Source organism: Aquisalimonas lutea (genome assembly GCF_030409225.1).
Lineage (GTDB): Bacteria > Pseudomonadota > Gammaproteobacteria > Nitrococcales > Aquisalimonadaceae > Aquisalimonas > Aquisalimonas lutea.
The window spans coordinates 1913566-1938607 of record NZ_JAUFPK010000001.1 but is presented as its reverse complement, the minus strand read 5'-3'; the positions used below and the strand labels follow the sequence as shown (position 1 = coordinate 1938607).

Sequence of the window (25042 nt, the reverse complement as noted above, 5' to 3'; positions counted from 1 at the left end):
GTCACGCAAAGCGCGGCGGCGCGGGCGGCGCCGGGAGCCCGAACCGCTCGGGGTAGTCCACCGCCACCATGTACAGGCCCGCGGCCGGCGCCGTCATGCCGCCGACGGTCCGGTCCCGTGCCGCCAGCACGTCCCGCACCCACTCGGGCTCGCGCTCGCCGCTGCCCACGGTCATCAGTGTACCGGCAATATTGCGGACCATGTGGTGGAGAAAGGCGTTGGCGGAGACATCCAGGTAGATGAGATCGCCGGCACGCGTCACCTCCAGGCGGGTCACGTCGCGCCGGGCGTGCGGCGCCTGGCAGGCCGCCGCCCGGAACGAGGTGAAATCCTGCTCGCCCAGGAGGTAGCCGGCGCCCGCCTGCATGCGGTCGGCATCCAGGGGCTTCCAGGTCCAGGCCACGCGGCCGTGCAGCCAGCCCGGCCGCACCGGGCGGTTGAGGATCACGTAGCGATAGTGGCGCTGCAGCGCGCTGCGCCGGGCATCGAACTCCGCCGGCACCTCCCGCGCCCAGGTCAGCGCGATGTCGTCCGGCAGGTAGGTGGTGCCGCCGAGGCGCCAGCCGTGCGGGTCGCGGCGCGCGCGGGTATCGAAGTGGAGTACCTGGCCGACGCCGTGGACCCCGGCATCGGTGCGACCGGCACACACCACCCGCACGGGCTCGTCGGCCACCCGGCCGAGGGCCCGCTCGACGTGCGCCTGGATGGTGTCGGCGTGGCGCTGCTCCTGCCAGCCGGCATAGCGTGTGCCGTCGTATTCCACGCCCATGGCAACCCGTACCCCAGTCACCGTGCCGCGATCTCCTAGGGCCTGTTAACACTTTCCGCGATCGCCGCGCCGGCGGCCATTTTGCCGCAAGGCTAGGCGCGGTGAGCGCAGCGTAGCACCACTACGTAAGCGAAGCGCAACGCCGCATTGCGGCAAAATGGCCCCGGCCCTTCGGGTTGCGCCCGCAATCGCGCCGGGCGGCGTTGCTCGTCGCTCATTTAGGCCCTGCTAAACGTCGCTCCTCGCGCCTTGCCCCGCGCGATTGCGGGCAGCAACGCGACGACCGCGGGAAGTGTTAACAGGCCCTAGAGTCGATCATGATCAGTCCGGCCAACAGGATAACGGGAAGCGCGACGGACCACAGCCTCACCGGCGGCAGCACGGGAACACGCACCGGCGTCAGGGGGGCATGCTCGGCGGTACGCAGGACATCCGCGAACACCTCCGCCGCGAAGGCGGACAGCCGCTGCCGCCACCCGTCACCAGCGGTGCGCGGGGACAGCGCGGCAATACGCTCCCGCAGCGCGGGCGCCGCCTCCAGGACCAGCACCAGCCGCAGCGCTACGCGGTCCGCCGATACCCCCAGGGCCTCCAGCGGACGCAGCCACCAGTGCAGCGCGGCGACCAGCACGCCCCGGGACGTGGTCACGAGCAGAAGCTGTACGGCGACCACCAGCAGGATCAGCGCCAGCAGGCGCTCGCCGCCCTGGGCGAGCCCTTGCACGGTGGGCAGCAGCGCGGGGGCACCGGCGAAAAGGGGCGTGCCCGGCGTCAGCCAGGCGTAGAACACCAGCAGGATCAGCAGGAACCAGCGCAGCCGCCACAGGCCGCGGAGCACCGTGCCGGGCGCCGGTCGCGCCCGGGCCCAGACGAGGCCGATGCCGAGCAGGCAGGCGGCAAACGTCCAGGCGCCCGGCCGCGCGAGCGCCACGGCCAGGCATACCAGCCAGAGCAGCCGGACCGCAGGGTGGACGTGCATCCGGGGACGGGCCACGCCCCCGGATCAGCGCGCCTGATCGTACAGGGACTCGGCCTCGGCCTTCTGCTCGTCGGAACCTTCCTGGATCACCTCGTCCAGCAGCGACCGGGCGCCCTCACTGTCGCCCATGTCCAGGTAGGCCCGGGCCAGGTCCAGCTTGGTGCTGTTCTCGTCGCCGGCATCGAAGAGGTCGTCGTCCGCGTCGTCGGCATCCTGCTCGCCGCCGGCCGACGCCTCCTGTTCCACCGGCTGGGCCACCTCCGCCTCTGTCTCGCCGGGCTCCTCGCCCGGCGCATCATCGGCAGCGAAGGAGAGATCATCGTCCCCCGCGGACGCCTCCGCGTCGGACTCCGGCAGGCCGTCGTAGCGCAGCCCCTCTTCCTCGGCCTCGGCATCGTCTTCGCCACCCAGGTCCAGGTCATCGAGGCTGTAGGTGGGCGCATCGTCGTCGTCCTCGGTGGCCTCGTCCGCCTCGGCCGTTTCCCCGGCTGCGGGCGCCTCTTCGGAGGACGTATCCGTCCCCCAGGCCTCGAAGTCCAGGGAGAAGTCGTCGTCAGCCGGCTCCTCCGCGGCCGGCGCCGCGGCGCTCTCGTCCGCCGCCGGCGCCGCCTCGTCGCCTCCTGCCGGCGCCTGGAAGTCCTCCAGGTCGAAGTCCAGGCTGAACGCGTCGTCGGCGTCGCCCTCACCCTCGGCCGGAGCCGGCTCCTCGCGGGCCGCCGCGGGGGCGCCGGCGGGCGCCTCGTCGGTGTCGTCGAGGCTGAAGTCCAGATCGCCGAAATCATCCTCGTCCGTCGCCTCGTCGGCAGCGGCCCCGCCGGAGGCGGGCTCCACCGTCTCCGGCGACGCGACGGGTTCCTCCGCTACGGCCGGGGCCGGCTCGCTCGCCATGGCCGGACTCCGGAGGTTGCCGCCATCCTCGGCGAACAGCGGGTGCTCCGGCGCGATCTCGCGCCCCATCTCCCGCGCCTGCTGCCACACGGGATCATCGGGACCATCCACCAGGGCGTAGAGCTCCTGGGCGTCCGTCTCGAACCCGCCGCGGTCGTGGGTGAGGGCGTGGATCTCGAGCTGCTTGAGCCGCAGGTCCTTGCGCTCCGGCTCGCCGGCGACGGCCGTCGCCAGGAGATCCCGGGCCTGGTCGTAGCGGCCGTAGGCCATGTAGACCTCGATCTCCTCCAGCGGGTCGACATCGCCGCGGGGCTCCGTGGGAGCGTCCTGCGCCGTCGATTCCTCGCCGGCAGCCGGCTGCCCGGCCTCCTCCGCCGGTACGCCGATGGATTGCGCCGCCGCTTCATCCAGCTCAGAGGCGGCGGCGACGCTGGCCGAGGCGTCCTCGGCCGCATTGCGGCGGCGGCGCACCACGAGCAGAGCCAGCACGGACAGGGCGAGCACACCCGCCGCACCCAGGCCGAGACTCCGCGGATTCTGCCACAGCGCCGCCAGAGGACCGCTGGTGGTCCCGGTGGCGGCCTCCGCCGGCTCTTCCTCCCCGGCGGCGGCCGTCTCTTCTTCCGCGGCGGCCTCCTCGGTCGGCTGTTCCGTGTCGGCGGCCTCTTCATCGGCGCCGTCACCGGCGCTGGCAGCACCTTCTTCCGCGGCCTCGTCCGTGGTGTCGGCCGACGCCATGGCCGCCTCATCCGAAGCCGCTTCGCCGTCGTCTGCCGCCGTGTCCGCGGCGGTATCGCCGGGCTGGCCGCCGGCCTCTTCCGCCGCGGCCATGTCCGGGGCATCCGCCGCGTCCGCGGAGGCTGCCGCCTCGGCGTCGGAAGCTGCACCCTCTGCGTCATCGGCGGACGCTGCCGCGTCGGCCTCGTCGGCGGACGCATCGTCCTGGCCCTGCGCCAGTTCCGGCTCGTCCTCGCCGGCGGCATCCGGCATGCCCGGAACCGCGCCCTCCACCTGGATATCCAGGGTCCGCTCGAGGGCCTCGACACGCTCCATGAGCTCATCGGTCTGCTGACGCAGCTCCTCGTTCTCGGAACGCAGGGAGGCTTCACTCTCGCGCAGGGCGGCGACTTGCGACTGGAGCCGTTCCACGTTCTCGGGGGTCGCCTCGAGATCGTCCTCCATGAGCGACGCGGTGGCATTACTCCCGGACGTCTCGCCGGCGGCCACGACTTCCAGGCGGCCCTCGCCGGGCTCGGGCGTCTCCTCGGCGACTTGCTCTTCCTGCGGCGGCTCCTGGGACGGCTCGGGCGCACGGCCGCTCTGCCAGGCCTCGACCTGGGCGGCGAACCGCTGGCGCGCCTCGCCGGCGCTGAGCACCTGGGTTTCCTCGCGGTCCGGCACCTGCAGGACCGCCCCTGCACGCAGATTGTTCACGTTGCCGTTGGTGAATGCCTCGGGGTTGGCCTCCAGCAGGGCCATCATCATCTGATGGACGCTGACGCCGTCATCGGGGCGAGCCCCCTCGGCGATCTCCCACAGGGTGTCGTTGCTGCGGACCTCGATCTGCTGCGGTGCGCCCGCCTCGGCGACATCTTCCGGGCGGCTGCGGCCGGCGGTGGCACTGGGCTGCCCTTCGCCCTCCCGGGACCGGGCATCGGACGGCGCATCCCCTTCGGCCACCGCGGCCCCGGATTCCTCTTCCGGCGAGTGGACCGGCGGATCCAGCAGCATGGTGTATTCGCGGATCAGCCGGCCGCCGGCCCAGTTGAGCTCCACCAGGAACGCCAGGAACGGCTCGCGGACCGCTTCGGAGGTACGGATCGCCAGATAGGGCTCCCGCACGCCCTCGGTGACCACCTCGAACTCCAGGCGGGAGAGCGTGAACGGGCGCTCCAGGCCGGCACGGTCGAAGGCCTCCGGTGACGCGAGCGTCGCGTTCAGGGTCCGGACTTCCTCGACATCCGCGGATTGCAGCGGAATCCGGGCTTCCAGGGGCTCGTTCAGGGCCGATTCGGTCTCGATGGACCCCAGCCCGAGCGCCACTGCGAAGGAGGGAGCAAATACGGTGGTGAGCGCCGCGATGCGAACCAGTCTGCGAGCCATGGCATTCCCTTAATCGATGGACCGATCGGCCAGAAAGTTGCCCGGCGGGGCCGTCAGCCCTTGCGATTGTGTTTCTTATCCCTGCAACAAGTCTGTGCGACCGTTCCCATTCTGCGACTTTGCATGTGCAGCGAAAGCGGTCACCAGTGTCCCGGCCAACAGCATTGCCGGCGGCTACACGGTGAAGGGAGACTAGCCGCCAGTACGCGGAATTTCAAACCCGCCGGTGCCGCCGGACCCGATCCGGCGGCACCGGATGCGGACGCTCAGCCTTCGCGCAGGATGCGCAGCATGCGGCGCAGCGGCTCAGCGGCGCCCCAGAGAAGCTGATCGCCGACGGTATAGGCCGCCAGGTACTCGCCGCCCATGGCGAGCTTGCGCAGCCGCCCCACGGGCACGTTCAGCGTCCCGGTCACCGCCGCCGGGGTCAGCTCCCGCAGGGTGTCCTCCTTGTCGTTGGGGACCACCCGCGCCCAGGCGTTGGACTCGGCGATGATGGTGCTGATCTCGTCCAGCGGCGCATCCCGGGTGAGCTTGATGGTCAGCGCCTGGGCATGGGAGCGCATCGCCCCCACCCGCACGCAGATGCCGTCGATCGGGACGGGATCGTGGCTGCGCCCGAGGATCTTGTTGGTCTCCACCCCAGCCTTCCATTCCTCCTTGCTCTGGCCGTTGTCCAGCTTCTTGTCGATCCAGGGCAGCAGGCTGCCGGCCAGCGGGTAGCCGAAGTGCTCGCTGGGGTAGCCGTCGTCCCGCAGGGCCTCGGTCACCTTGCGATCCAGCTCCAGGATGGCGCTGCCGGGGTCGGCGAGCTCGGCGCTGGCGGCGTCGCGCAGATGCCCCATCTGCGCGATCAGCTCGCGCATGTTCTGGGCGCCGGCGCCCGAGGCGGCCTGGTAGGTCATGGGGCTGATCCACTCCACCAGGCCCTCGCGCAGGAGCCCGCCGATGCCCATGAGCATGAGGCTGACGGTGCAGTTGCCGCCGACGTAGGTCTTCACCCCGTCGGCGAGGCCCTGGCGGATGACGTCGGCGTTCACCGGGTCCAGCACAATGATGCTGTCATCCGCCATGCGCAGGGTGGAGGCGGCATCCACCCAGTAGCCGTTCCAGCCGCTGTTGCGCAGGTCCGCGTAGACCGCTTCGGTGTAGTCGCCGCCCTGGCAGGTGACAATGGCCTCCATCTCGCTCAGGGCCGCGATGTCGCGGGCATCCTTGAGCGCGGGCACGTCCCTGCCGATATCGGGGCCCGGCTGCCCCACCTGGGAGGTGGTGAAGAACACCGGATCGATATCGGCGAAATCGCCCTCCTCGCGCATCCGCTGCATGAGCACGGATCCGACCATGCCCCGCCAGCCTACGAATCCAACGCGTCTCATCACTTCACCTCGTTCGCGAGAGGGCGGCGGTCCGCCCGTGTACTCATCAGTCGTCCAGGGCCTGCACCACGGCATCGCCCATGGCGCGGGTGCCCACCGTCCGGGCGCCCTCGGCGGCGATGTCCGGGGTGCGCAGCCCGTCGTCCAGCACGCGCCCGACGGCGCGCTCCACCCGGTCCGCCAGCGCGCCCTCACCGAGAGAATAACGCAGCATCATGGCCACCGAGAGAATGGTCGCCAGCGGATTGGCCCTGTCCTGCCCGGCGATATCCGGCGCCGAGCCGTGCACCGGCTCGTACATGCCGCGGCCGTGGCGATCCAGGGAGGCCGAGGGCAGCATGCCGATGGAGCCCGTCAGCATGGCCGCGCAGTCGGAGAGAATGTCGCCGAACATGTTGCCGGTGACGATGACGTCGAACTGCTTGGGCGAGCGCACCAGCTGCATGGCGGCGTTGTCCACGTACATGTGGGACAGCTCGACGTCCGGGTAGTCGGCGGCGAGCCGGTCCATGACCTCGCGCCAGAGCTCGGTGACCTCGAGCACGTTGGCCTTGTCCACGGAGCACAGGCGGCCGCTGCGCTTGCGCGCAGTCTCGAAGGCCAGCCGGCCGATGCGCTCGATCTCCGACTCGCTGTAGACCAGGGTGTTGTAGCCCTGCCGCTCGCCGTTGTCCAGCGTGCGGATGCCGCGGGGCTCGCCGAAGTAGATGCCGCCGGTGAGCTCGCGCACGATCATGAGATCCAGCCCGGCGACCACCTCGGGCCTGAGCGCGGACGACGCCGCCAGCTGCGGATACAGGATCGCCGGCCGCAGGTTGCCAAACAGCTCCAGCTCCGAGCGGATGGCCAGCAGCCCGCGCTCCGGGCGCAGGGGGCGATCCAGGGTATCGTACTGCGGCCCGCCCACGGCCCCCAGGAGAATCCCGTCCGCAGCCCGCGCCCGGGTCAGTGTCTCCTCCGGCAGCGGCGCGCCGTGGGCATCGACGGCGGCGCCGCCGATGAGCCCGTGCTCGACGGCCACGTCCAGGCCGCAACGGCTGCGCAGGTGCTCCAGCACCTTGACGGCCTCGGCGACGATCTCCTGACCGATGCCGTCGCCGGGGAGTACCAGTACCTTGCGGGTCATGCGCGGGCCTCGTATCGGTGGATGGGTTAGCTCCGGATCACGCCCGGAACAGCCACGGCGCCTCCCGCCGGCGGCGCTCCTCGTAGGCGCGGATGGCGTCGGCGTGCTGCAGGGTCAGGCCGATCTCGTCCAGTCCCTGCTCGAGCATGTGCTTGCGGAAGCCGTCGATGTCGAACGCCAGGACCTCCCCGGACGGCGTGGTCACCGTCTGCGCCGGCAGATCCACGGCCAGCTGATAGCCGGGCTCGGCCTCCACCGCCCGGAACAGCCGCTCCACGGTCTCCTCCGGCAGCACCACGGGCAGGAGGCCGTTCTTGAAGCAGTTGTTGTAGAAGATGTCGGCGAAGCTCGGGGCGATGAGCACCCGGAAGCCGAAGTCCTTCAGCGCCCACGGGGCATGCTCCCGGGACGAGCCGCAGCCGAAGTTGCGCCCGGCCAGCAGGACGGTGGCGTTGCAGTACGGCTCCCGGTTGAGGACGAAATCCGGGTTCTTCGGCCGCTGGCTGCAATCCTGGCCCGGCTCGCCATGGTCCAGGTAGCGCATCTCGTCGAACAGGTTGTCGCCGAAGCCGGTGCGCTTGATGGACTTGAGGAACTGCTTCGGGATGATGGCGTCGGTGTCGACGTTGGCGCGCTCCAGCGGCGCCACGATCCCCTTGTGCTGTCGGAACGGTTCCATCTCAGAATTCCCTGACGTCGACGAAGTGACCGGCCACGGCCGCCGCCGCCGCCATGGCGGGGCTCACCAGGTGGGTCCGGCCGCCCTGGCCCTGCCGGCCCTCGAAGTTGCGGTTGGACGTGGACGCGCAGCGCTCGCCGGGCGAGAGCTGGTCCGGGTTCATGCCCAGGCACATGGAGCAGCCCGCCTCGCGCCACTCGAAGCCGGCCTCCTTGAAGACCCGGTCCAGGCCCTCGTCCTCGGCCTGCTTCTTCACCAGGCCGGAGCCCGGCACCACCATGGCCAGCTTGATGTTGTCGGCGATGCGGCGCCCCTCGACGACGCGCGCGGCCTCGCGCAGATCGGAGATGCGCGCGTTGGTGCAGGAGCCGATGAAGATCTTGTCCAGCCAGATATCGGTCATCGGCGTCTCGGGCTCGAGGCCCATGTACTCCAGCGCGCGGGCGTAGGCGGTGCGCCTGGCCTCGTCGGTCTCCTTGAACGGGTTCGGCACGCTGCCGTGGATGGGCACGACCATCTCCGGCGACGTGCCCCAGGAGACCTGGGGCTGGATCGTCGCGGCGTCGATGTGCACCACCCGGTCGAAGGCCGCGTCCGGATCGCTGTGCAGGGTCTTCCAGTAGGCCACGGCCTGCTCCCACTGCTCGCCTGTGGGGGCGAAGGGCCGGTTGGCGATGTAGTCGATGGTGGTATCGTCCACCGCGATCATGCCGCACCGGGCGCCGGCCTCGATGGACATGTTGCAGATGGTCATGCGCCCTTCCATGGACAGGTTGCGCACCGCCGAGCCGCCGTACTCGATGGCGTAGCCGGTACCGCCAGCGGTGCCGATGGTGCCGATGATGTGCAGGATGATGTCCTTGGCGGTCACGCCGGGGCCCGGCTCACCGTCGACGCTGATGAGCATGGTCTTGCTCTTCTGCTGCACCAGCGTCTGCGTGGCCAGCGCGTGCTCCACCTCGGAGGTGCCGATGCCGAAGGCCATGGCGCCCATGGCACCCTGGGTGGAGGTGTGGGAGTCGCCGCAGACAATGGTCATGCCGGGCAGGGTCGCGCCCTGCTCGGGGCCGATGACGTGCACGATGCCCTGCCGCGGGTCGTTCATGCCGAACTCGGTGATGCCGTAGGTCCGGCAGTTGTCGTCCAGGGTATCCACCTGCAGCCGCGAGACGGGATCGGCGATGCCGCCGCGGCGGTCGGTGGTGGGCACGTTGTGGTCGGCCACCGCCAGGTTGGCGTCGGTGCGCCAGGGCTGCCGGCCAGCCAGGCGCAGGCCCTCGAACGCCTGGGGCGAGGTCACCTCGTGGACCAGCTGGCGGTCGATGTACAGAAGCGAGGTACCGTCCTCGTTGTCACGAACGACGTGATCATCCCAGAGCTTCTCGTAGAGTGTCCTGCCTGCCATATGTACTCACCCGATGGTGGCGAAACCACGCCTGAACCCGTTTCCAACCCGTAAGTATAACGGATTCGGATCCTCCGCTGTATCGGTAGATGAGGTGTCGGCTCGTGCAGGTCAAGTGCCTTTCGAGGGGTCAGATCCCGGGTCGGGGGCATTGGGGTGGGCTCCGGATCTCCGCTTACGGAAGCCAGCATTGCCGGCAATGCTGGCTTCCTACCCTCCGCTCCGGCCTGGCCGGCTGACAGCACATCCCTGTGCTGACAGCCGGTGGCCGCGTCCCTGCGGCCACCCCTGACGGGGCCGGACGGCCTGCGCTCCGGCGCTACGCTAGTCGCCCACCCCAATGCCCCCGACCCGGGATCTGACGGGCAGCGACTCGCCGTTTCCCGTCTGCCATGCCCGGTCTCGACGAATCTAAAGGTTCACCCCAGGGCTGCCGTCGGCAGTCCCCCGCAGGTTACCGCGAGCCCCACGGCGTCGGAGCCTCGGCGGATCGAGGTGTTGGCGATGCCGTTGGGGCGACTTGCGCAGCGCCGGAGCGCAGGCCGCCCGGCCCCGAAGGGGTTGCTTCAGGGATGAAGCAACCGAGCGTCAGCACAGGGACGTGCTGTCGCTCGGCCAGGCCGGAGCGCAGGGTAGGTACCCGGCTTCAACCGAAGCCGGGTACCGTAAGCGGAGCTCCGGAGCCCCAACGGCATCGCCAACACCTCGATCCGACCCTACCGCGAGCCCTACCGCCCCTGGGCCATGACCGCTTGCTGCTCTTCCGCCGCCCGCCCGGGCAAGCTGGCCACGGCGACGACGCCGGCCAGTGCGGCAACCAGGGCGCCCAGGTAGAAGGTGGCGCTGCCGCCGACGACATCCCAGAGCAGGCCGCTGGCCAGGCTCCCGGCGGCCACGCCGGCGCCGAAGGTGATGCTGCTGTAAAGCGCCTGGCCGCGGCCCTGGTTGGCACCCACGAAATAGCGGTTCACCAGGGCGATGCCCACCGCGTGGTAGACGCCGAACGAGGCCGCGTGCAGCGTCTGGGCGAACAGCAGCACCGGCAGGAGCTGCGGCGCCAGGGCGATGAGCACCCAGCGCAGCGCCGACAGGCACATGGCCGCGGTCATCAGCACCCGCGCCCCGAAGCGCGGCAGCAGGCGATGCATGACCAGGAACAGCACGATCTCCGCCACCACGCCCACCGCCCACAGCACGCCGATCATGCTGCTGCTGTAGCCCGTCTCCTCCAGGTAGATGCTGAAGAACGCGTAATAGGGGCCATGGCTGGCCTTGAGAAGAAAGCAGGCCAGGAAGAAACCGATCACGTCCGGCCGGAACAGCACCCGCAGAATGGGATCGCTCACCTGGCGGCCGGGGGCCTGCCGCGCCTCGGGCGCCATCTGGCTGGACACCCACAGCCCGGCGAACAGCACCAGCAGCAGCCACGGCAGGATGGTCACGCCGAAGCGGTCGATGAGCTCGCCGAAGCCCACCACCGAGACGATGAACCCCACCGAGCCCCACAGCCGGATGCGGCTGTAGCCGTGATCCCCCTGCCCCAGGTGGTTCATGGTATTGGCCTCGAACTGGGGCAGCGCCGCGTTCCAGAAAAAGCTGAACAGCGCGATGACCAGCGCCAGCCACCAGAAGCCGCCGCCCGGCAGCAGGCCCGCGAAGCTCACCAGCGCCGCCAGGGCACCGAAGCGCACCACCGTCATGCGCCGGCCCGTGCGGTCCGCAATCAGGCCCCAGACATTGGGGGCGACGATCTTGGTGGCATGAAGAATGGCGATGAGCTGCCCGATCTCGGCGGCCGAGAAGCCGCGGGCATTCAGGTACGGGCCCAGGTAGGGCGCCAGCCCGCCCAGCACGGCGAAAAAGCAGGCGTAGAAGGCGGACAGCCGCCAGTAGGGAAGCCCGCCGGCCATGGCCTACTCGCCCCGGCGGCCGGGCTCCGCGGGCACGGGGCGGAACGGCGGTTCGACATCGCCGTTCTGGGCCCGGTGGCGCAGGGCGTGATCCATGAGCACCAGTGCCATCATCGCCTCGGCAATGGGCGTGGCGCGGATGCCCACGCACGGATCGTGGCGGCCCTTGGTCGAGACCTCCACCGGACTGCCCGCGGTATCAATGGAACGCCCCGGCGTGACGATGCTGGAGGTGGGCTTCAGGGCGATGGACGCGACCACGTCCTGGCCCGTGGAGATGCCGCCCAGGACGCCGCCGGCGTTGTTGCCGAGAAAGCCGTCCGGCGTGATCTCGTCGCGGTGCTCGCTGCCCCGCTGCGCCACCGAGGCGAACCCGGCGCCGAGCTCCACGCCCTTGACGGCGTTGATGCTCATCAGCGCCCCGGCCAGGTCCGCGTCCAGGCGGTCGAATACCGGCTCGCCCCACCCGGGCGGACAGCCCTCGGCAAGGACCGTGACCCGCGCGCCCACGGAATCCAGGTCCCGGCGCAGCTGGTTCATGTACGCCTCCAGCTCCGGCACCCGCTCGGGGTCGCCGCAGAAGAAGGGATTGGCATCCACCGCCTGCCAGTCCTTGAGCGCCAGCTCCATGGGCCCGAGCTGCGACAGGTAGCCGCGGATGTGCACGCCGTAACGCTGCGCCAGCCACTTCTTGGCGATGGCCCCGGCGGCCACGCGCATGGCCGTCTCCCGGGCGGACGAGCGGCCGCCGCCGCGGTAGTCGCGCACGCCGTACTTTTGCACGTAGGTGTAGTCCGCGTGCCCGGGCCGGAAGGTATTGGCGATCTCCGAGTAGTCCCGGGAGCGCTGGTCGGTGTTCTCGATGAGCAGCCCGATGGGCGTGCCGGTGGTATAGCCCTCGAACACGCCGGAGAGAATGCGGACCTGATCCGGCTCCCGGCGCTGCGTGGTATAGCGGGAGGTGCCGGGACGCCGCCGGTCCAGGTCGCGCTGGAGATCGGCCTCCGACAGGGCCAGCCCCGGCGGGCAGCCGTCCACCACGGCGCCGAGCGCCGGCCCGTGGCTCTCGCCGAAGCTGGTGAGCTGGAACAGCTTGCCGATGGTGTTTCCGGACATGCGGGTTACTTCCTGAATGGTTGATGCGCTCAGGTATCGGATGCGGCGCGGAATGCCGCAGCGTACGCCGTCACCTCGGCGGATGTCAGGGCGAGCACGCCGTGCCCGCCGCGCTCGAACTCCAGCCACGTGAACGGCACCTGCGGCCAGGCGGCCTCGACCGCCGGCGCGCTGTTGCCCACCTCCACCACCAGCAGGCCGCCCTCGGCGAGCCGCTCCGGTGCCCCGGCCAGCACGCGGCGGACCACGTCCAGGCCGTCGTCGCCCGCCGCCAGGCCCTCGCTGGGCTCGTGCCGGTACTCCGGCGGCAGGCGGTCCATGTCGGCCGCATCCACGTACGGCGGATTGGCGACGATCAGGTCGTAGCGCCGCTCCGCGGGCAATCCCTCAAAGACGTCCGCCCGCACCGGGTGGACGCGCCGCTCCAGGCCGTAGCGCGCGACGTTGATGCGCGCCACCTCCAGGGCGTCGGCGGAGACATCCGAGGCATCCACCTCGGCGTGGTCGAAGGTCAGGGCACAGGTGATGGCGATACAGCCGCTGCCGGTGCCGAGATCCAGCACGCGCTCCACCGCGTCCGGGTCCAGCCACGGCGCGAAGCCGTTGTCGACGAGCTCGGCGATGGGCGAGCGCGGCACCAGCACCCGGGCGTCCACGTAGAACGGCAACCCGGCAAACCAGCCCTCGTGGGTGAGATAGGGCACCGGCAGGCGCTCGTCGATGCGCCGCTGCATGCGCGCCAGGATGGCCTCGCCCTCGCTGCGGGTAACCCGCGCCTGCCAGTACGGCTCCGGAATGGTGGGCGACAGGTGCAGTGTATGCAGCACCAGGGCCGCCGCCTCGTCCAGGGCATTGTCGGTGCCGTGGCCGTAGACCAGGCCGGCCTCGCGGAAGCGGCTCGCGCCCCAGCGCACGTAATCGTGCAGGGTGTGCAGCTGCTCCAGCGCTTCGCGGGTATCGAGCATGCAACGGGCTCCCAACCGTGGTATCGGCCGCCCATGATAACCGAACCGGGCCGGTTCATGCCGGCGCGCGATTTCCCCGCCCGGCCCTGTATGCGAAAATCGGGCACCATGAAGACCTCCCGGATTCCCGTCACCATCGCCGGCATCCTGGTCGCCACCGGCCTGCTGCTCGGCGGCGTGTGGGCCGCGGGCAGCCTGTTCACGCCGTCAACACTGGATGGCGGGCAGCTCAACGCCACCTATCTGCAAGACGGCCGCGCCGTCACCGATTTCCAGCTCGTGAACCACCGCGGTGAGCCGTTCACCGGCGAGGATCTCGAGGGCCGGTGGACGCTGATGTTCTTCGGCTTCACCCACTGCCCGGACATCTGCCCCACCACCCTGGGCAAGCTCAGCCGCGTGCATGCCCTGCTGGAGGAGGACGGCCTCGGCGCGAACCTGCAGACGGTGTTCGTGACGGTGGATCCCGCCCGGGATACGCCGGCACGCCTGGAGAGCTATGTCACCAGCTTCCGGGACGACTTCATCGGCGTCACCGGCCCCCTGAGCGAGATCGACGTCCTCGCCGCAGATCTGGGCATCAGCCACCAGCGCCACGACGACGGCGACGGCGATGACTACGCCGTCGACCACGGCACGGCGATCCTGCTGATCAACCCGGAGGGCCGCTTCCAGGCGCTGTTCAGCTCACCCCACCGGCCCCCGGAGATGAGCCGGGACCTGGCCAGGATCCTGGAATTCCATGGCGCCTCCTGAGCCGGCGGGGCCTTCCGGGACGGGAACGGATCGCTATCTCGCGGGAAAAGCGGGGATCGCGGACTACCTGAAGTCCCTGCCGTTGTATCCCCTGCCCCACCATGCCGTCTCGCGACTCGTCCACCGCCTCACCCGCAGCCGCCGGGCATGGATTCGGCGGCCGCTGACGCGCTGGTTCATCCGCCGCTTCGGCGTGGACATGTCCCAGGCCCGGGAGCCGGACCCGGACGCCTATCCGGACTTCAACAGCTTCTTCACCCGGGCCCTGCGCGCGGATGCCCGGCCCATGCCGGCCGCAGCCGATGCCGTGTGCGCCCCGGCGGACGGCGCCCTGAGCGCGCTGGGCCGGCTCGACGACGACCGCCTGATCCAGGCCAAGGGCCGGTTCTACTCCCTGGCCACGCTGCTCGGCGGCGATGCCGACCGGGCCGCGCCCTTCCGCAACGGCACCTTCGCCACCATCTACCTGTCGCCGGCGGACTACCACCGCGTCCACATGCCGGCGGACGGCGAGCTGCGGGCCATGACCCACGTCCCCGGGCGGCTGTTCAGCGTCGGCCGGCACACGGTGCGCACCATTCCCGGCCTGTTCGCGCGCAACGAGCGGGTGGCGTGCCTGTTCGACACCGCCCGGGGGCCCATGGCGGTGGTGCTCGTGGGCGCGATCAACGTCGCCAGCATCGCCACCGTCTGGGCCGGCGAGGTCACCCCGCCCCGCGGGCGCACCATCACCGAGCGCCGCTACGAGCCGGGCGCCGTCCGCCTGGCACGGGGCGAGGAGATGGGGCGGTTCAACATGGGCTCGACGGTCATCGTGGCGTTCCCGCCGGAGACCGTGCACTGGGACCCGGCCTGGTCGGCCGACGACCCCGTGCGCGTGAACCAGCCCCTGGGCACGTACCAGGCGAACACGCGCGGGGATCAGCCCCCGGCAGCGTCCAGGCCGGCGCCGTAGCCCGCGGCCTCGATGCCGGCGACGGCGCAGGCCTGGTCCTCCGGCGAGGCGTCGCCGCTGACCCCCACGGCGCCGACGATGCGTTGGGCATCATCCAGCACCAGTACGCCGCCCGGCACCGGCACGAACTCGCCGTTGGAGGCGGAGGCGACGCTGGCGAGGAAGGCGTCCCGGCCCTGGTTGCGCTCGCCCACGACGCCGCTGCCGATGCCGATCCCCAGGGCGGCCCCGGCCTTGCCCCGGGCGACTTCCATCCGGCGGATGCCGGAGCCGTCCTCCCGGTCCAGGGAGACGATATGGCCCCCGGCGTCCAGCACCACCACCGTCAGCGGCTGCAACCCGCGCCGGTGCCCCTCGGCCAGGGTCTCGCGGATCATGGTGCGGGCCTGCTCCAGGGGCAGGGTCACGGTCAGCTTGTATACGTCTGCAGGCATTGCAGGGCTCCTCCACGGAATGGAAAGGACTTAAGGAAACGCTGAAAAGGGTGTCACATGGCACCAGATCCGGGCGCCGAATGCCAGCCACTCGACAGCGGCGCGCCGCTCGGGGACACTCTCGGGGAACCGGTACAACGCAAACCAACGGAAGGACGACGTCATGGCCTTTCTGCAGAACGACCAGCTCGGCAAGCTCGTGCTGCGGCTCACCCTGGGCCTGCTGCTCCTGCCCCACGGCCTGCACAAGTTCATCGACGGCATCGGCGGTATCCAGGGCATGCTGGCCGGTGCCGGCCTGCCCGAATGGCTGGCGTTCGGGGTCTACCTCGGCGAGATCCTGGCGCCGCTGATGGTCATCGTCGGCTGGTACTGCAGCATCGGCGCCGTTCTGATCATCATCAACATGCTCTTCGCCCTGTTCCTGGTCCACGCCCACGAGATCTTCGCCCTCGGGGGCAACGGCGGCTGGGCCATCGAGCTCCAGGCCTTCTTCCTGATGAGCGCGGTGGTGATCCTCCTTCTCGGCCCGGGCCGGATCGGGCTGAACGGCCGCTGATCGGTCGCCCCCGGGGGTTGCGGCCCCCGGGGCATCCCGCAAGCCGGCGCTAGCCCTCTCCGCGGCCGCCGCGCACGCCCCCCTGCGCCCGGGCCGCGTGCATGCGGATCCACACGCTCAGGGGCAGGCGCAGCAGCACCAGGACGATGGCCGCCCAGAACCCCCAGGCGAACCCGGCCACCCCCGCCGCGGGCACCTCCCAGCGCACCACCACGCCGAGCACCACGGGCAGCAGGGCGACCAGCACCAGCATGTCCACCGACAGCAGGCGGATCCAGCTCACCCGGTCGGCGACCATCAGCAGCACCGAGGCCAGGGCCAGGAGCATGAGCAGCACCAGGCTGGCCAGGGTCCAGCCGGCACCCAGGTCCATGAGGGTCAGCACCCCGCCGTCGCCGAGATGCAGCAACGGTGCGTAGAGCAGGCCGGCGGCCACCAGCGAGAAGACCGCGTGCAGCCACGGGAGCTGCCGCGGGGGTGCGGTGTTGATCGCGCTCGTCGACGGTTCGTTCATGCACGGGACCTCGCGTTGCTTCCCGGCGGATTCTGCCACACTCGCCTTCCCGGATGCCCTCCCGCGCGCGTAGGCTTTAGCCATCATTCAGCGATTGCCGACGGCGGGGGCGACATGGACTACAACACCTACCGGCGAACGCTGCGGGACGGCCTGGCCGGCAGCGAGGTCCCCTTCTCCGCGGACGAGCTGGATCGCCGCGAGGAGAAGGTACGTCAGGCCATGGCGGCCCGCGGCCTGGACGTGCTGCTGCTGACGGCGCCGGCGGACATCTACTATCTCACCGGCTACAACACCTTCGAGGTCTCCGTGCACGCCTGCCTGGCCCTCGGTCCCGGCTACACGGCGCTGCAGGTGCCGTCCATCGAGACCGGGCCGGCGGTGGTCTGCACCCGCGTCAGCGATCTCATGGGCTACCGCTGGGAGGACAGTGGCGGGCCCCTGGCGCCGCTGGCGGACCTCATCGCCGGCAGCCGCGAGATCGGCTACGACCCGTGGCAGCCGGGCCTGCGCGCCGGCCTCCTGGACGGGCTCCGGCAAGCGCGCCCGGAGTGCCGCTTCCACGACGCCGCCGACCTGCTGCCGCCCATCCGGCGGGTCAAGAGCACCGCCGAGCTGGAGTGCCTGCGGGAAAGCGCCCGGCTTACGCAGGCGGGCCTGGATGCCGCCGTCGCCGTCGTCCGGACCGGCGTCAGCGACAGCACCATCGCCGCCGAAGGGGCCCGGGCCATGCTCGCCGGCGGCAGCGAGTTCATGAGCATGCAGCCCATTGTCACCACCGGCGTGCGCAGCAGCGTGATCCACGCCAACCACAACGGGCGCACCGTCGCAGCCGACGACCCGGTGTTCATGGAGTTCGGCGCCAGCGTGCGCCGCTACACCGCCCCGCAGATGCGCACCCGCGTGTGCGGCACCCCGGACGCCGACATGGAGCGGGTCGCCGACACCTGCCGCGCCATCTACACGGCCCTGGTGGAGAACATGCAGCCGGGCATCAGCTTCGATGCCGCCGCGCGGGCCGCCGAGGCGGCGCTGGTCCCCCTGGAGCGGGAGGCGTTCTTCTCCGGTGTCTTCGGCTACACCGTGGGGGCGGGTTTCCCGCCGTCGTGGGTCGAGGGGACGGGATTCATCGCCCGGGATCAGGACGTGCTGTTCCGGGAGAACATGGTCTTCCACCTGCCGCTGTGCCTGCGCCTGCCCGGCCGCTGGGGCATCGGCATGAGCGAGACCGTGCGGGTCTGCGCGAGCGGCGCCGCGGAGCCGCTCACCCACAACGACTGGAGCCTGGTGTCCGGTAACCCGAGCTCGTCGGATTTTGCCTGATCTCATACGAGTCGGACACTGACCCGGCCGTCTTGGAGGTGGCCCCGACTCTCGGTGATTTACCTCCAGTCGTGTATGATGCCGGCCTGATCGGTTCCGGAATCCGGACGGGTGTGCGCTGCTCCGGCCGCAGCTGCACCGCGAGCGCGTAGCGCGCCGCGGGCCCGTATGTACGAGGAGGACAGGCACGTGAGTTTCACCCTTGAGAAGCACGATATCCATGCGTCCCGGGTCCTGCGCAATCCCGCACCCGCGCGCCTCTACGAGGAGGCGCTGGCCCACGAGGAAGGCAGCGCCATTTCCGCCGCCGGCGCCCTGATCGCGCAGTCCGGCGACAAGACCGGCCGCAGCCCCGGCGACAAGCGCGTGGTGGAGCACCCGGACATCATGGACGATGTCTGGTGGAGCAACGTCAACATCGGCCTGGAGGACGACAGCTTCCGCAGCCTGCGCCGGCAGGCCTGCGAGCACCTGTCCTCCTGCCGGCAGCTGTACGTGGTGGACGGCTACGCCGGCTGGGACCCGGACTACCGTGTGAAGATCCGCGTCATCTGCGAGCGCGCCTACCATGCCCTGTTCATGCACAACATGCTGATCCGCCCCACGCGGGACGAGCTGGCCGCGTTCGGCGAGCCGGACTATGTCATCTACAACGCCGGCCGGGCCCGCGCCGATGACAGCGTCGCCGGGGTGAGCTCCGGCACCAGCGTCAGCCTGTGCCTACAGTCCGGCGCCTTCGTGATCCTGGGCACGGAATACGCCGGCGAGATGAAAAAGGGCGTGTTCACCATCATGAACTACATCATGCCGCGCCAGGGCGTGCTGTCCATGCACTGCTCCGCCAACGAGGGGCCGGAGGGCGACGTGTCCGTGTTCTTCGGGCTGTCCGGCACCGGCAAGACCACCCTCTCGGCGGACCCGCGGCGGCGGCTCATCGGCGACGACGAGCACTGCTGGACCGACAGCGGCGTGTTCAACATCGAGGGCGGCTGCTACGCCAAGGTCATCGACCTGGACCCCAGGGCGGAACCGGACATCTACAATGCCATCCGCTTCGGCGCCATCCTGGAGAACGTGGTCCACGATCCCGAGACCCGCCAGGTGGACTACCACGACAACAGCCTCACCGAGAACACCCGTTGCTCCTATCCGGTGGAGTTCATCGACAACGCCAAGATCCCCTGCGTCGGCGGCACGCCGTCGAACATCATCTTCCTCACCTGCGACGCCTTCAGCGTCCTGCCGCCGGTGAGCCGCCTGAACGCCGCCCAGGCCATGTACCACTTCATCAGCGGCTACACGGCCAAGGTCGCCGGCACCGAGGTGGGCGTCACCGAGCCGGAGGCGACGTTCTCCGCCTGCTTCGGCGCCCCGTTCCTGGTCTGGCATCCCACCCGCTATGCCGATCTGCTGGCGGAGCGCATCCGCCGCAGCGGCGCCTCGGTCTGGCTGGTGAACACCGGCTGGACCGGCGGCCCCTACGGCCAGGGGCAGCGCATGAGCCTGGCGCACACGCGGGCGATCATCGACGCCATCCATGACGGCTCCCTGGCGGAGGTCGATACCGTCACGGACCCGGTGTTCGGCGTGGCCGTGCCGACCAGCTGCCCGGGGGTGCCCTCGGAGGTTCTGATTCCGGAGAACACCTGGGAGGACAAGGCCGCGTACCGCGACATGGCCGCCCACCTCGCCGGCCTGTTCCAGGAGAACTTCCGCGCCTACGCCGACCAGGCCAGCGACGAGCTCCTGGCCGCCGGACCGCGCGCGCCGCGGGCGGGAGGCCGGGCACGCTCAGGCACCGCCTAAGGAAACGCTGAACCATTCCCGCGTGCCTCTGCGCTCCACAGCGGCGTTGTGGCAAGGCGGCATTCGCCGTGAATGGCCGTCGCCATTTACAAGAATGCCAACGCAGACCACAACGCCGCTGGGGAGCGCCCTTCGGGGCCGAGCAGCGCGAGCGCAGCCGGCGTTGCGTTGCTTGACTGTACCGCCAGTACAGCGCGGCGCAACGCGCCTTGGCGGCGCCTCCAGCTCACCTGCGCCGGTGGCGCGGAACAGGTGCCCCGGGCAGTCACAGTCCGACGCCCCGAACCGGGGCACGGCCAGCTCCAGCGCCGACGATGCCGCCAGTGCACGGGCCCAGGCGTGCTCGTGACGCCGGGGGCCCGGGAGGAACCACGCCCGGGCCACCTCGGCGACCGCGCGCAGGTAGTCCACATGCCAGTGACAGCGCCCCGGCGGCCGCGCATGACGCTGCAGCCGCGCCCGCAGCCCGCCGGGGCCGAAGGCGCTGCCGACATAGCAGTAGGTGCCCTGCGGAAACGCGACCTCGCCCAGGCGGCCGACCCGGCACACGCAGCCCCGCTCCAGCCGCAGTACCAGCACGTAGGTCCCCCCGGCCCGGGGCAGCGCAAGCGCGTGCCCGGCGGGGGTGCGTGACGGGCGCTCGTGTCCGGAACCCACGGCGTCTACGCCCGCCGCAGCGTCTGCTGGAGAACCAGCCCGGCGACGATCAGCGCCAGGCCGACCACTGTCGACGCCATGATCGCCTCCCCCACCAGGATGCGGATGAATACCAGGGACAGGAACGGCGACAGGAAGATCAGGTTGCCGATGCGGGCGGCGCTGCGGGTCAGGCGCATGGCGCTGAGCCACAGGGCGAACGCCAGCCCCATCTCGAACATGCCCACGTAGGCGGCACCCGCCAGGCCCTGCCACTGCGTGATCGCCATGCCGTCGGTCAGGGCGCAGGCGATCACCACCACCGGCGCCGCGGCGGCGAAGTTGCTGAACAGGGCCACCAGCGGCGGCCGGTGATCGCGGGTGGAGCCGATCCAGTACAGTGCCCAGAGCACGGTGCTGCCCAGGGCCAGGGCCACCCCGGCCGGGTTGGCGAACTCCACCGCCAGCACCTGCCCCCGCGTGGCGATGGTCCACACGCCGCCGTAGGCAATGACACCGCCGATGACGTCCCAGCGGCTGAGGCGCTGGCGCAGCAGGGGGATGGACAGCAGCGCCAGCGTGAACGCCCAGGTGTAGTTCAGCGGCTGGGCCTCCTGCGCGGGCAGCCGGTCGTAGGCCTCGAACAGCACCACGTAGTAGAGGAACGGGTTGCACACGCCCAGGGCCAGGGAATACGCCGCATCCGCGGGCCGGGTGGCGCGCAGCGCCCGCAGCTGGCCGGTGGCGGCCAGCAGCACGCCCAGGGTGACCAGGGACACCAGGCTGGCCCAGGCGAGAAGCTGGACCGGGGTGAGGTAGTTCAGGGACAGCTTGAACGCACTGGCCACCGTCGACCAGAGCAGGACGGCCCCGAGGGCCAGCAATGTCGCCTTGGTCTCGTTCGCCACCAGCCCTCCTTGGAACCCCTGTCTGCCCGACCGGACGAAGCTTTAAGGAAACGCTGACTAATTCCCGCGTGCTTCTGCGACCTGGCAATGGGTCCCGAAAGGTTAGTACCTTGAAGGGACCGCGCCGCGATCACAACGGGGACAAGCCCATGAGCGAGAGCAAGCACCTGCTGGTGGTGGCCCACGCGCCCTCCCCCAATACCCGCAAGCTGGTGGATGCCGTGCTGCGCGGAGCCCGGCACCCGGACGTCGATAACGTCGAGGCGCGCCACGTCCCGCCGCTGGAAGCCGGACCCGACGACGTCCTGTGGGCCAACGCCGTCATCCTCGGGACCACCGAGAACCTGGGATACATGAGCGGCGCCCTCAAGGACTTCTTCGACCGCATCTACTACCCATGCCTGGAGGAGACCCAGGGCCTGCCGTACGCGCTCTACATCCGCGCCGGGCGCGACGGCACCGGGACGCGCCGGGCCGTGGAGAGCATCGTCACCGGCCTGCGCTGGCAGCCGGCCCAGGAGCCCCTGCTGTGCCGCGGTACCTTCCAGGAGCAGTTCGTCGAGGACTGCGAGGAGCTGGGCCTGTACATGGCGGCCGGCCTGGATGCCGGCATCCTGTAGTGGCTGTCGGTCCCTTGCCAGAAGGTGACGGTGTCGGGTTGAATTCGTAGGGCCTGTCGACACGCCCCGCGGTGACCGCGCGGAGCGTCGACGGCCAAGTCCATCCCACGACCAGGATGCCCCTGTGGAAATACCCGATTTCGAGCACCAGCGCCGGTTCGAGCCGGCGATCGTACCGACCGCACCGGTGGCCCCCGGATGGTGGTTTCTGTTCCGCGGCCGGGACATGCTCCTCGCCCGCGTCGACGAGCGCCGGCTGCGGCCCCTGTACGGGCCTGCGGACCCGCGCGCCGGCGACGCGCCCGCACCACACTTCCTGGGCTATCTCGACGGCGTTCCCTGTCATGCCGCCGAGGTGACCGGTGACGTCCCGGCGGCGGGCGAGGAGATCATCGAGCGCAACCTGTACCGCCTGCACGGCCGCATGGACACGGACCTGTTCCTGCTGGCCGGGCGCGCGTACCAGATCCTGGAGTGGGACCGGAATCACCGCTTCTGCGGCCGCTGCGGGACACCCACGGAACACGCGCCGGATCAACGGGCACGGATCTGTCCGCGCTGCGGCCACACCCAGTTCCCGCGGGTCACGCCGGCGATGATGGCGCTGGTCCGGCGCGGCCGGGAGCTCCTTCTGGCACGCTCGCCGCGCTATCCCGAAGGCTTCTACAGCGTGCTCGCCGGCTTCGCCGAGCCCGGGGAGACCCTGGAGGGCTGCGTTCGCCGGGAGGTACGCGAGGAGGTCGGGCTGGAAGTACGCGACATCCGGTACTTCGGCTCCCAGCCGTGGCCTTTCCCCCACTCCCTGATGGTGGCGTTCATCGCCGACCACGCCGGCGGCGAGATCCGCGTGGACGGCGACGAGATCCTGGATGCCGGCTGGTACCGGCCCGACGCCCTGCCCGATGTGCCCGGCGAGATGTCCATTGCCGGTCAGCTGATCCGCTGGTTTGTCGACACGCACCGCTGAGGCGCCGCCGGCCGGCTCAGGTGTGGAACAGATACTCCTGCAAGCCGTTACGGAGCAGCACCGAGCGCTCCAGCTGCCAGTCCGGCAGCAGCCGCTGGAGCTCGCCGCTGCTGATCCGCCGCGGCGTCCGGCCGGGGTCATCGGCCCCGGCCGGCGCGGGCCGGACGCCCTCGGCGACCAGCTCGTAGCCCGTAGGGTGCGTCGCCACGCGGGAGGTGCCGTAGGCGACCAGGGCGTGCAGCTCCGTGCCGGGGCGCGCGAGATCCCGGAGATGATTGCCCAGCATGCGAATCCCCTGCTCCGGCAGGTACTCCAGCACGTCCCAGCACAGCACGAGCTGGGCCCCGGCAAACAGTGATGCCGGCAGGATGGCCTCGATCTCCGGCGCCGCGGACGCGGCGTCCCCGCCGGCCAGTGCCGGCAGCTCCGCCAGCGCGTCGGCGATGCCGAGCCGGCAGCGGTAGCGGCTGAGATGGGCCACGTTGGCCGCGCGCGGCGGCCCCAGGTCCAGCACCTCGAGACGCTCCCCGGCCTCCAGGCGGCCGAGACACCCGGCCAGGAGAGGGGCTGCAAAGGCTTCATGGCCCACCGCGGCGGGCGACGTACTATCGCGGCTCACGGAACGCGCCCCTCCGGACGGTCACGGCGGACTGTCCTCCGGATTCAGGAGCTGCCGCTGCCGGCATTGCGCTCCTTGCCGCCCGACGCCGGCTCTCCCGACTCCTTCGCCCCCTTCTGGGCACCTCCGGCGGCCGTCTTCCCGGCACTCTGGCCGCCGGCGGACGGGGACGGACTGCCCTGGCTGGACGAGGCCTGGCCGGACGAGGCTTCCGCACCCGTGGCGGACGCTCCCGGCCCGGCCGTGGAAGCGCGGCCCGCACCGGTGCCTGGCTCGGCCCCGGCCTTCGCGTCCGCCTTCCCGCGCGTGCCGAGGGCCGCTTCCACCGCCTCGGGATCCATCTCGATGGCCCCCTTGAACCGGGCACCGTCTTCCAGGCTCACCCGCGGCGCCGTGATGTTCCCGCGAACACGGGCGGAGCTGCGGACACCGACGCGCTCGGAGCCGTACAGATCGCCGTCCACCTGCCCTTCCACCATGATGGTGTGGGCGTAGACATTGGCCTCGACCTGTCCCTTGGAGCCGACGGTCAGGCTGTGCTCGCGCAGCTGCACCGTTCCCGTCACGCGGCCCTCGATCAGCAGATCCTCCTCGCCCTTGAGGGTGCCGTCGATATGGATGGACGGCCCGATGACCGCCGCCTCCCGGCTGCGCACGCCCGCCTTTCCGGGCGCCTCCCAGTCCGGCGCCACGGGGCCGACTCCGGCATTGTCGGACAGGGCCTCGTCCTCGAGTTCCCGCTCGTGCTCGCTGCCGCTGCCGCGGCGTCCCATATCAAACATGGCCATGGCATGCTCCTCCCCTTGGGTATGTTGCCCTGGCATCGCCGGCCCACGGGCCGGCGGTCCGCCGCGATTGCGCCTGTACCCGCCAATCGCGTCCTGTCAGGAGAATACGCCCGGGAACCATGCCCCCATAACTGTTTCCCCACGACGACAGGTCATGCGTGTCCCGGTCCCGAAAGGATAGAAGACAACGCGCGATCAGCCGTATGATGCACGCCGTGCGGACAACCACGACCGGCAACAGTGGAGACGGTCATGGCACGACTGGAATGGTTCTTCGACGTGATCTGCCCGCAGGTCGCCGTCGCCGCTGCCCGCCTCGGTACGCTGGCCCGGGAGACCGGTCACGAGCTCGTCCTCCGCCCGGTGTCGCTGGCGCGCATGTACGAGCGCCAGCGCCTGCCGTCGCAGCCCGAGCAGGCGTGGCCCGCCAGCAAGCGCGAGCTCCATCACCGGGATACCCACCGCCAGGCCGAGGACGCCGGCGTTCACCTGCGGGGACCGCTGGACCGGCCGGTCACCGAGAGCACGGCGGCCCAGCAGCTGCTCGCCGGCGCTCCCGACCCCGCGCGCCCCGGCCTCCTGCACGGCCTCTTGAGCGCTACCTGGGAGCGCGGCAAGCCGCTGGATGACGAAGGCCTGCTCCGCCGGCTCGCGGACGACCACGGCGTGGACCCGGGCGTGATCACGGCCACCGAGAGCCGCGCGGCCCTGGAGCGCACCACCGATGAAGCCCTGGATCGGGGGGCCTTCGGGGTGCCGACGTTCATGCTCGACGACCGGCTGTGGTGGGGAGCGGACCGCCTGGCCTTCGTCGCCGGCGCCCTCGGCGGCGCCGCGG

The 25042-nt window shown here is 70.7% G+C and carries 24 protein-coding genes; 8 read left to right on the top strand and 16 right to left on the bottom strand.

What is annotated here, in order from left to right:
- Window position 1 precedes the first annotated feature (1 nt).
- From truA to prmB, 10 genes are all read right to left on the bottom strand, one after another.
- Window positions 2–790, bottom strand: a complete 789-nt coding sequence (gene truA, locus QWY84_RS09050) for a tRNA pseudouridine(38-40) synthase TruA (RefSeq protein WP_290202258.1) — start codon at window positions 788–790, stop codon at window positions 2–4.
- A gap of 274 nt (window positions 791–1064) precedes the next feature.
- Window positions 1065–1763 carry a CbiQ family ECF transporter T component gene (locus QWY84_RS09045; protein WP_290202257.1) on the bottom strand — a complete coding sequence of 233 codons (699 nt, stop codon included), beginning with the start codon at window positions 1761–1763 and terminating at the stop codon, window positions 1065–1067.
- Window positions 1764–1772: 9 nt separating this feature from the next.
- Entirely contained in the window at window positions 1773–4739 is a 2967-nt protein-coding gene (locus tag QWY84_RS09040) for a FimV/HubP family polar landmark protein (RefSeq protein WP_290202256.1), read from the bottom strand.
- Between the two features lie 266 nt (window positions 4740–5005).
- Entirely contained in the window at window positions 5006–6118 is a 1113-nt protein-coding gene (asd, locus tag QWY84_RS09035) for an aspartate-semialdehyde dehydrogenase (protein ID WP_290202255.1), read from the bottom strand.
- A gap of 46 nt (window positions 6119–6164) precedes the next feature.
- A complete protein-coding gene (leuB, locus tag QWY84_RS09030; RefSeq protein WP_290202254.1) occupies window positions 6165–7244 on the bottom strand; it encodes a 3-isopropylmalate dehydrogenase in 1080 nt (359 codons plus the stop codon).
- Between the two features lie 37 nt (window positions 7245–7281).
- Window positions 7282–7923 carry a 3-isopropylmalate dehydratase small subunit gene (gene leuD / locus QWY84_RS09025; protein ID WP_290202253.1) on the bottom strand — a complete coding sequence of 214 codons (642 nt, stop codon included), beginning with the start codon at window positions 7921–7923 and terminating at the stop codon, window positions 7282–7284.
- Between the two features lies 1 nt (window position 7924).
- Window positions 7925–9328 (bottom strand): 3-isopropylmalate dehydratase large subunit, encoded by a 1404-nt coding sequence (gene leuC, locus QWY84_RS09020; RefSeq protein WP_290202252.1) that lies wholly within the window; start codon window positions 9326–9328, stop codon window positions 7925–7927.
- 728 nt (window positions 9329–10056) lie between these two features.
- Entirely contained in the window at window positions 10057–11238 is a 1182-nt protein-coding gene (locus tag QWY84_RS09015; RefSeq protein ID WP_290202251.1) for an MFS transporter, read from the bottom strand.
- Between the two features lie 3 nt (window positions 11239–11241).
- Complete coding sequence (gene aroC / locus QWY84_RS09010) at window positions 11242–12354, bottom strand: chorismate synthase (protein ID WP_290202250.1); 1113 nt, start codon at window positions 12352–12354, stop codon at window positions 11242–11244.
- Window positions 12355–12383: 29 nt separating this feature from the next.
- Window positions 12384–13319, bottom strand: coding sequence for a 50S ribosomal protein L3 N(5)-glutamine methyltransferase (prmB, locus tag QWY84_RS09005; RefSeq protein WP_290202249.1), 936 nt, complete (start codon window positions 13317–13319; stop codon window positions 12384–12386).
- 108 nt (window positions 13320–13427) lie between these two features.
- Here prmB and QWY84_RS09000 point away from each other — a divergent pair, with 108 nt between their 5' ends.
- Both QWY84_RS09000 and asd (QWY84_RS08995) read left to right on the top strand, forming a co-directional pair.
- The gene (locus QWY84_RS09000; protein ID WP_290202248.1) at window positions 13428–14075 is read left to right on the top strand and encodes an SCO family protein; all 648 of its coding nucleotides are present in this window, start codon (window positions 13428–13430) and stop codon (window positions 14073–14075) included.
- Window positions 14062–15030 carry an archaetidylserine decarboxylase gene (gene asd, locus QWY84_RS08995; RefSeq protein WP_290202247.1) on the top strand — a complete coding sequence of 323 codons (969 nt, stop codon included), beginning with the start codon at window positions 14062–14064 and terminating at the stop codon, window positions 15028–15030. The genes QWY84_RS09000 and asd (QWY84_RS08995) overlap by 14 nt, the downstream gene beginning before the upstream one ends.
- Here asd (QWY84_RS08995) and QWY84_RS08990 read toward each other — a convergent pair.
- Window positions 14997–15464, bottom strand: a complete 468-nt coding sequence (locus QWY84_RS08990; RefSeq protein ID WP_290202246.1) for a GlcG/HbpS family heme-binding protein — start codon at window positions 15462–15464, stop codon at window positions 14997–14999. The two genes, asd (QWY84_RS08995) and QWY84_RS08990, sit on opposite strands and share 34 nt — an antisense overlap.
- Before the next feature lie 163 nt (window positions 15465–15627).
- On the opposite strand from QWY84_RS08990, the gene QWY84_RS08985 reads away from it, so the two are divergent.
- Window positions 15628–16023 carry a DoxX family protein gene (locus tag QWY84_RS08985; RefSeq protein WP_290202245.1) on the top strand — a complete coding sequence of 132 codons (396 nt, stop codon included), beginning with the start codon at window positions 15628–15630 and terminating at the stop codon, window positions 16021–16023.
- A gap of 49 nt (window positions 16024–16072) precedes the next feature.
- On the opposite strand, the gene QWY84_RS08980 is transcribed toward QWY84_RS08985, so the two are convergent.
- Complete coding sequence (locus QWY84_RS08980; protein ID WP_290202244.1) at window positions 16073–16537, bottom strand: hypothetical protein; 465 nt, start codon at window positions 16535–16537, stop codon at window positions 16073–16075.
- A gap of 114 nt (window positions 16538–16651) precedes the next feature.
- Here QWY84_RS08980 and QWY84_RS08975 point away from each other — a divergent pair, with 114 nt between their 5' ends.
- A complete protein-coding gene (locus QWY84_RS08975; protein WP_290202243.1) occupies window positions 16652–17860 on the top strand; it encodes a M24 family metallopeptidase in 1209 nt (402 codons plus the stop codon).
- A 189-nt stretch (window positions 17861–18049) separates the two neighbouring features.
- Window positions 18050–19666: a phosphoenolpyruvate carboxykinase (ATP) gene (gene pckA, locus QWY84_RS08970; RefSeq protein ID WP_290202242.1), complete on the top strand. Its 1617-nt coding sequence runs from the start codon at window positions 18050–18052 to the stop codon at window positions 19664–19666.
- On the opposite strand, the gene QWY84_RS08965 is transcribed toward pckA, so the two are convergent.
- Both QWY84_RS08965 and QWY84_RS08960 read right to left on the bottom strand, forming a co-directional pair.
- A complete protein-coding gene (locus tag QWY84_RS08965) occupies window positions 19652–20323 on the bottom strand; it encodes a GIY-YIG nuclease family protein (RefSeq protein WP_290202241.1) in 672 nt (223 codons plus the stop codon). The genes pckA and QWY84_RS08965 overlap by 15 nt on opposite strands.
- A 5-nt stretch (window positions 20324–20328) precedes the next feature.
- Complete coding sequence (locus tag QWY84_RS08960) at window positions 20329–21210, bottom strand: DMT family transporter (RefSeq protein WP_290202240.1); 882 nt, start codon at window positions 21208–21210, stop codon at window positions 20329–20331.
- Between the two features lie 149 nt (window positions 21211–21359).
- Between QWY84_RS08960 and QWY84_RS08955 the strand changes: the two genes are divergently transcribed.
- The gene (locus QWY84_RS08955) at window positions 21360–21830 is read left to right on the top strand and encodes a flavodoxin family protein (RefSeq protein WP_290202239.1); all 471 of its coding nucleotides are present in this window, start codon (window positions 21360–21362) and stop codon (window positions 21828–21830) included.
- Between the two features lie 124 nt (window positions 21831–21954).
- Complete coding sequence (gene nudC, locus QWY84_RS08950; protein WP_290202238.1) at window positions 21955–22797, top strand: NAD(+) diphosphatase; 843 nt, start codon at window positions 21955–21957, stop codon at window positions 22795–22797.
- 16 nt (window positions 22798–22813) lie between these two features.
- Here nudC and QWY84_RS08945 read toward each other — a convergent pair whose 3' ends face one another.
- Together QWY84_RS08945 and QWY84_RS08940 are read right to left on the bottom strand one after the other, a co-directional pair.
- A complete protein-coding gene (locus tag QWY84_RS08945; RefSeq protein WP_290202237.1) occupies window positions 22814–23416 on the bottom strand; it encodes a hypothetical protein in 603 nt (200 codons plus the stop codon).
- A gap of 44 nt (window positions 23417–23460) precedes the next feature.
- On the bottom strand, window positions 23461–24204 hold the full coding sequence (locus QWY84_RS08940; RefSeq protein WP_290202236.1) for a bactofilin family protein: 744 nt from the start codon (window positions 24202–24204) through the stop codon (window positions 23461–23463).
- 252 nt (window positions 24205–24456) lie between these two features.
- On the opposite strand from QWY84_RS08940, the gene QWY84_RS08935 reads away from it, so the two are divergent.
- The coding region (locus tag QWY84_RS08935) for a DsbA family protein (protein ID WP_290202235.1) at window positions 24457–25042 on the top strand (586 nt) is incomplete at its 3' end.

Bases quoted from the DNA above. Each gene is read 5' to 3' on its own strand.
- QWY84_RS09040 (WP_290202256.1), bottom strand. From the start codon at position 4,739: ATGGCTCGCAGACTGGTTCGCATCGCGGCGCTCACCACCGTATTTGCT.
- asd (WP_290202255.1), bottom strand. From the start codon at position 6,118: ATGAGACGCGTTGGATTCGTAGGCTGGCGGGGCATGGTCGGATCCGTG.
- leuB (WP_290202254.1), bottom strand. From the start codon at position 7,244: ATGACCCGCAAGGTACTGGTACTCCCCGGCGACGGCATCGGTCAGGAG.
- leuD (WP_290202253.1), bottom strand. From the start codon at position 7,923: ATGGAACCGTTCCGACAGCACAAGGGGATCGTGGCGCCGCTGGAGCGC.
- leuC (WP_290202252.1), bottom strand. From the start codon at position 9,328: ATGGCAGGCAGGACACTCTACGAGAAGCTCTGGGATGATCACGTCGTT.
- QWY84_RS09015 (WP_290202251.1), bottom strand. From the start codon at position 11,238: ATGGCCGGCGGGCTTCCCTACTGGCGGCTGTCCGCCTTCTACGCCTGC.
- aroC (WP_290202250.1), bottom strand. From the start codon at position 12,354: ATGTCCGGAAACACCATCGGCAAGCTGTTCCAGCTCACCAGCTTCGGC.
- prmB (WP_290202249.1), bottom strand. From the start codon at position 13,319: ATGCTCGATACCCGCGAAGCGCTGGAGCAGCTGCACACCCTGCACGAT.
- QWY84_RS09000 (WP_290202248.1), top strand. From the start codon at position 13,428: ATGAAGACCTCCCGGATTCCCGTCACCATCGCCGGCATCCTGGTCGCC.
- asd (WP_290202247.1), top strand. From the start codon at position 14,062: ATGGCGCCTCCTGAGCCGGCGGGGCCTTCCGGGACGGGAACGGATCGC.
- QWY84_RS08990 (WP_290202246.1), bottom strand. From the start codon at position 15,464: ATGCCTGCAGACGTATACAAGCTGACCGTGACCCTGCCCCTGGAGCAG.
- QWY84_RS08985 (WP_290202245.1), top strand. From the start codon at position 15,628: ATGGCCTTTCTGCAGAACGACCAGCTCGGCAAGCTCGTGCTGCGGCTC.
- QWY84_RS08980 (WP_290202244.1), bottom strand. From the start codon at position 16,537: ATGAACGAACCGTCGACGAGCGCGATCAACACCGCACCCCCGCGGCAG.
- QWY84_RS08975 (WP_290202243.1), top strand. From the start codon at position 16,652: ATGGACTACAACACCTACCGGCGAACGCTGCGGGACGGCCTGGCCGGC.
- QWY84_RS08955 (WP_290202239.1), top strand. From the start codon at position 21,360: ATGAGCGAGAGCAAGCACCTGCTGGTGGTGGCCCACGCGCCCTCCCCC.
- QWY84_RS08940 (WP_290202236.1), bottom strand. From the start codon at position 24,204: ATGGCCATGTTTGATATGGGACGCCGCGGCAGCGGCAGCGAGCACGAG.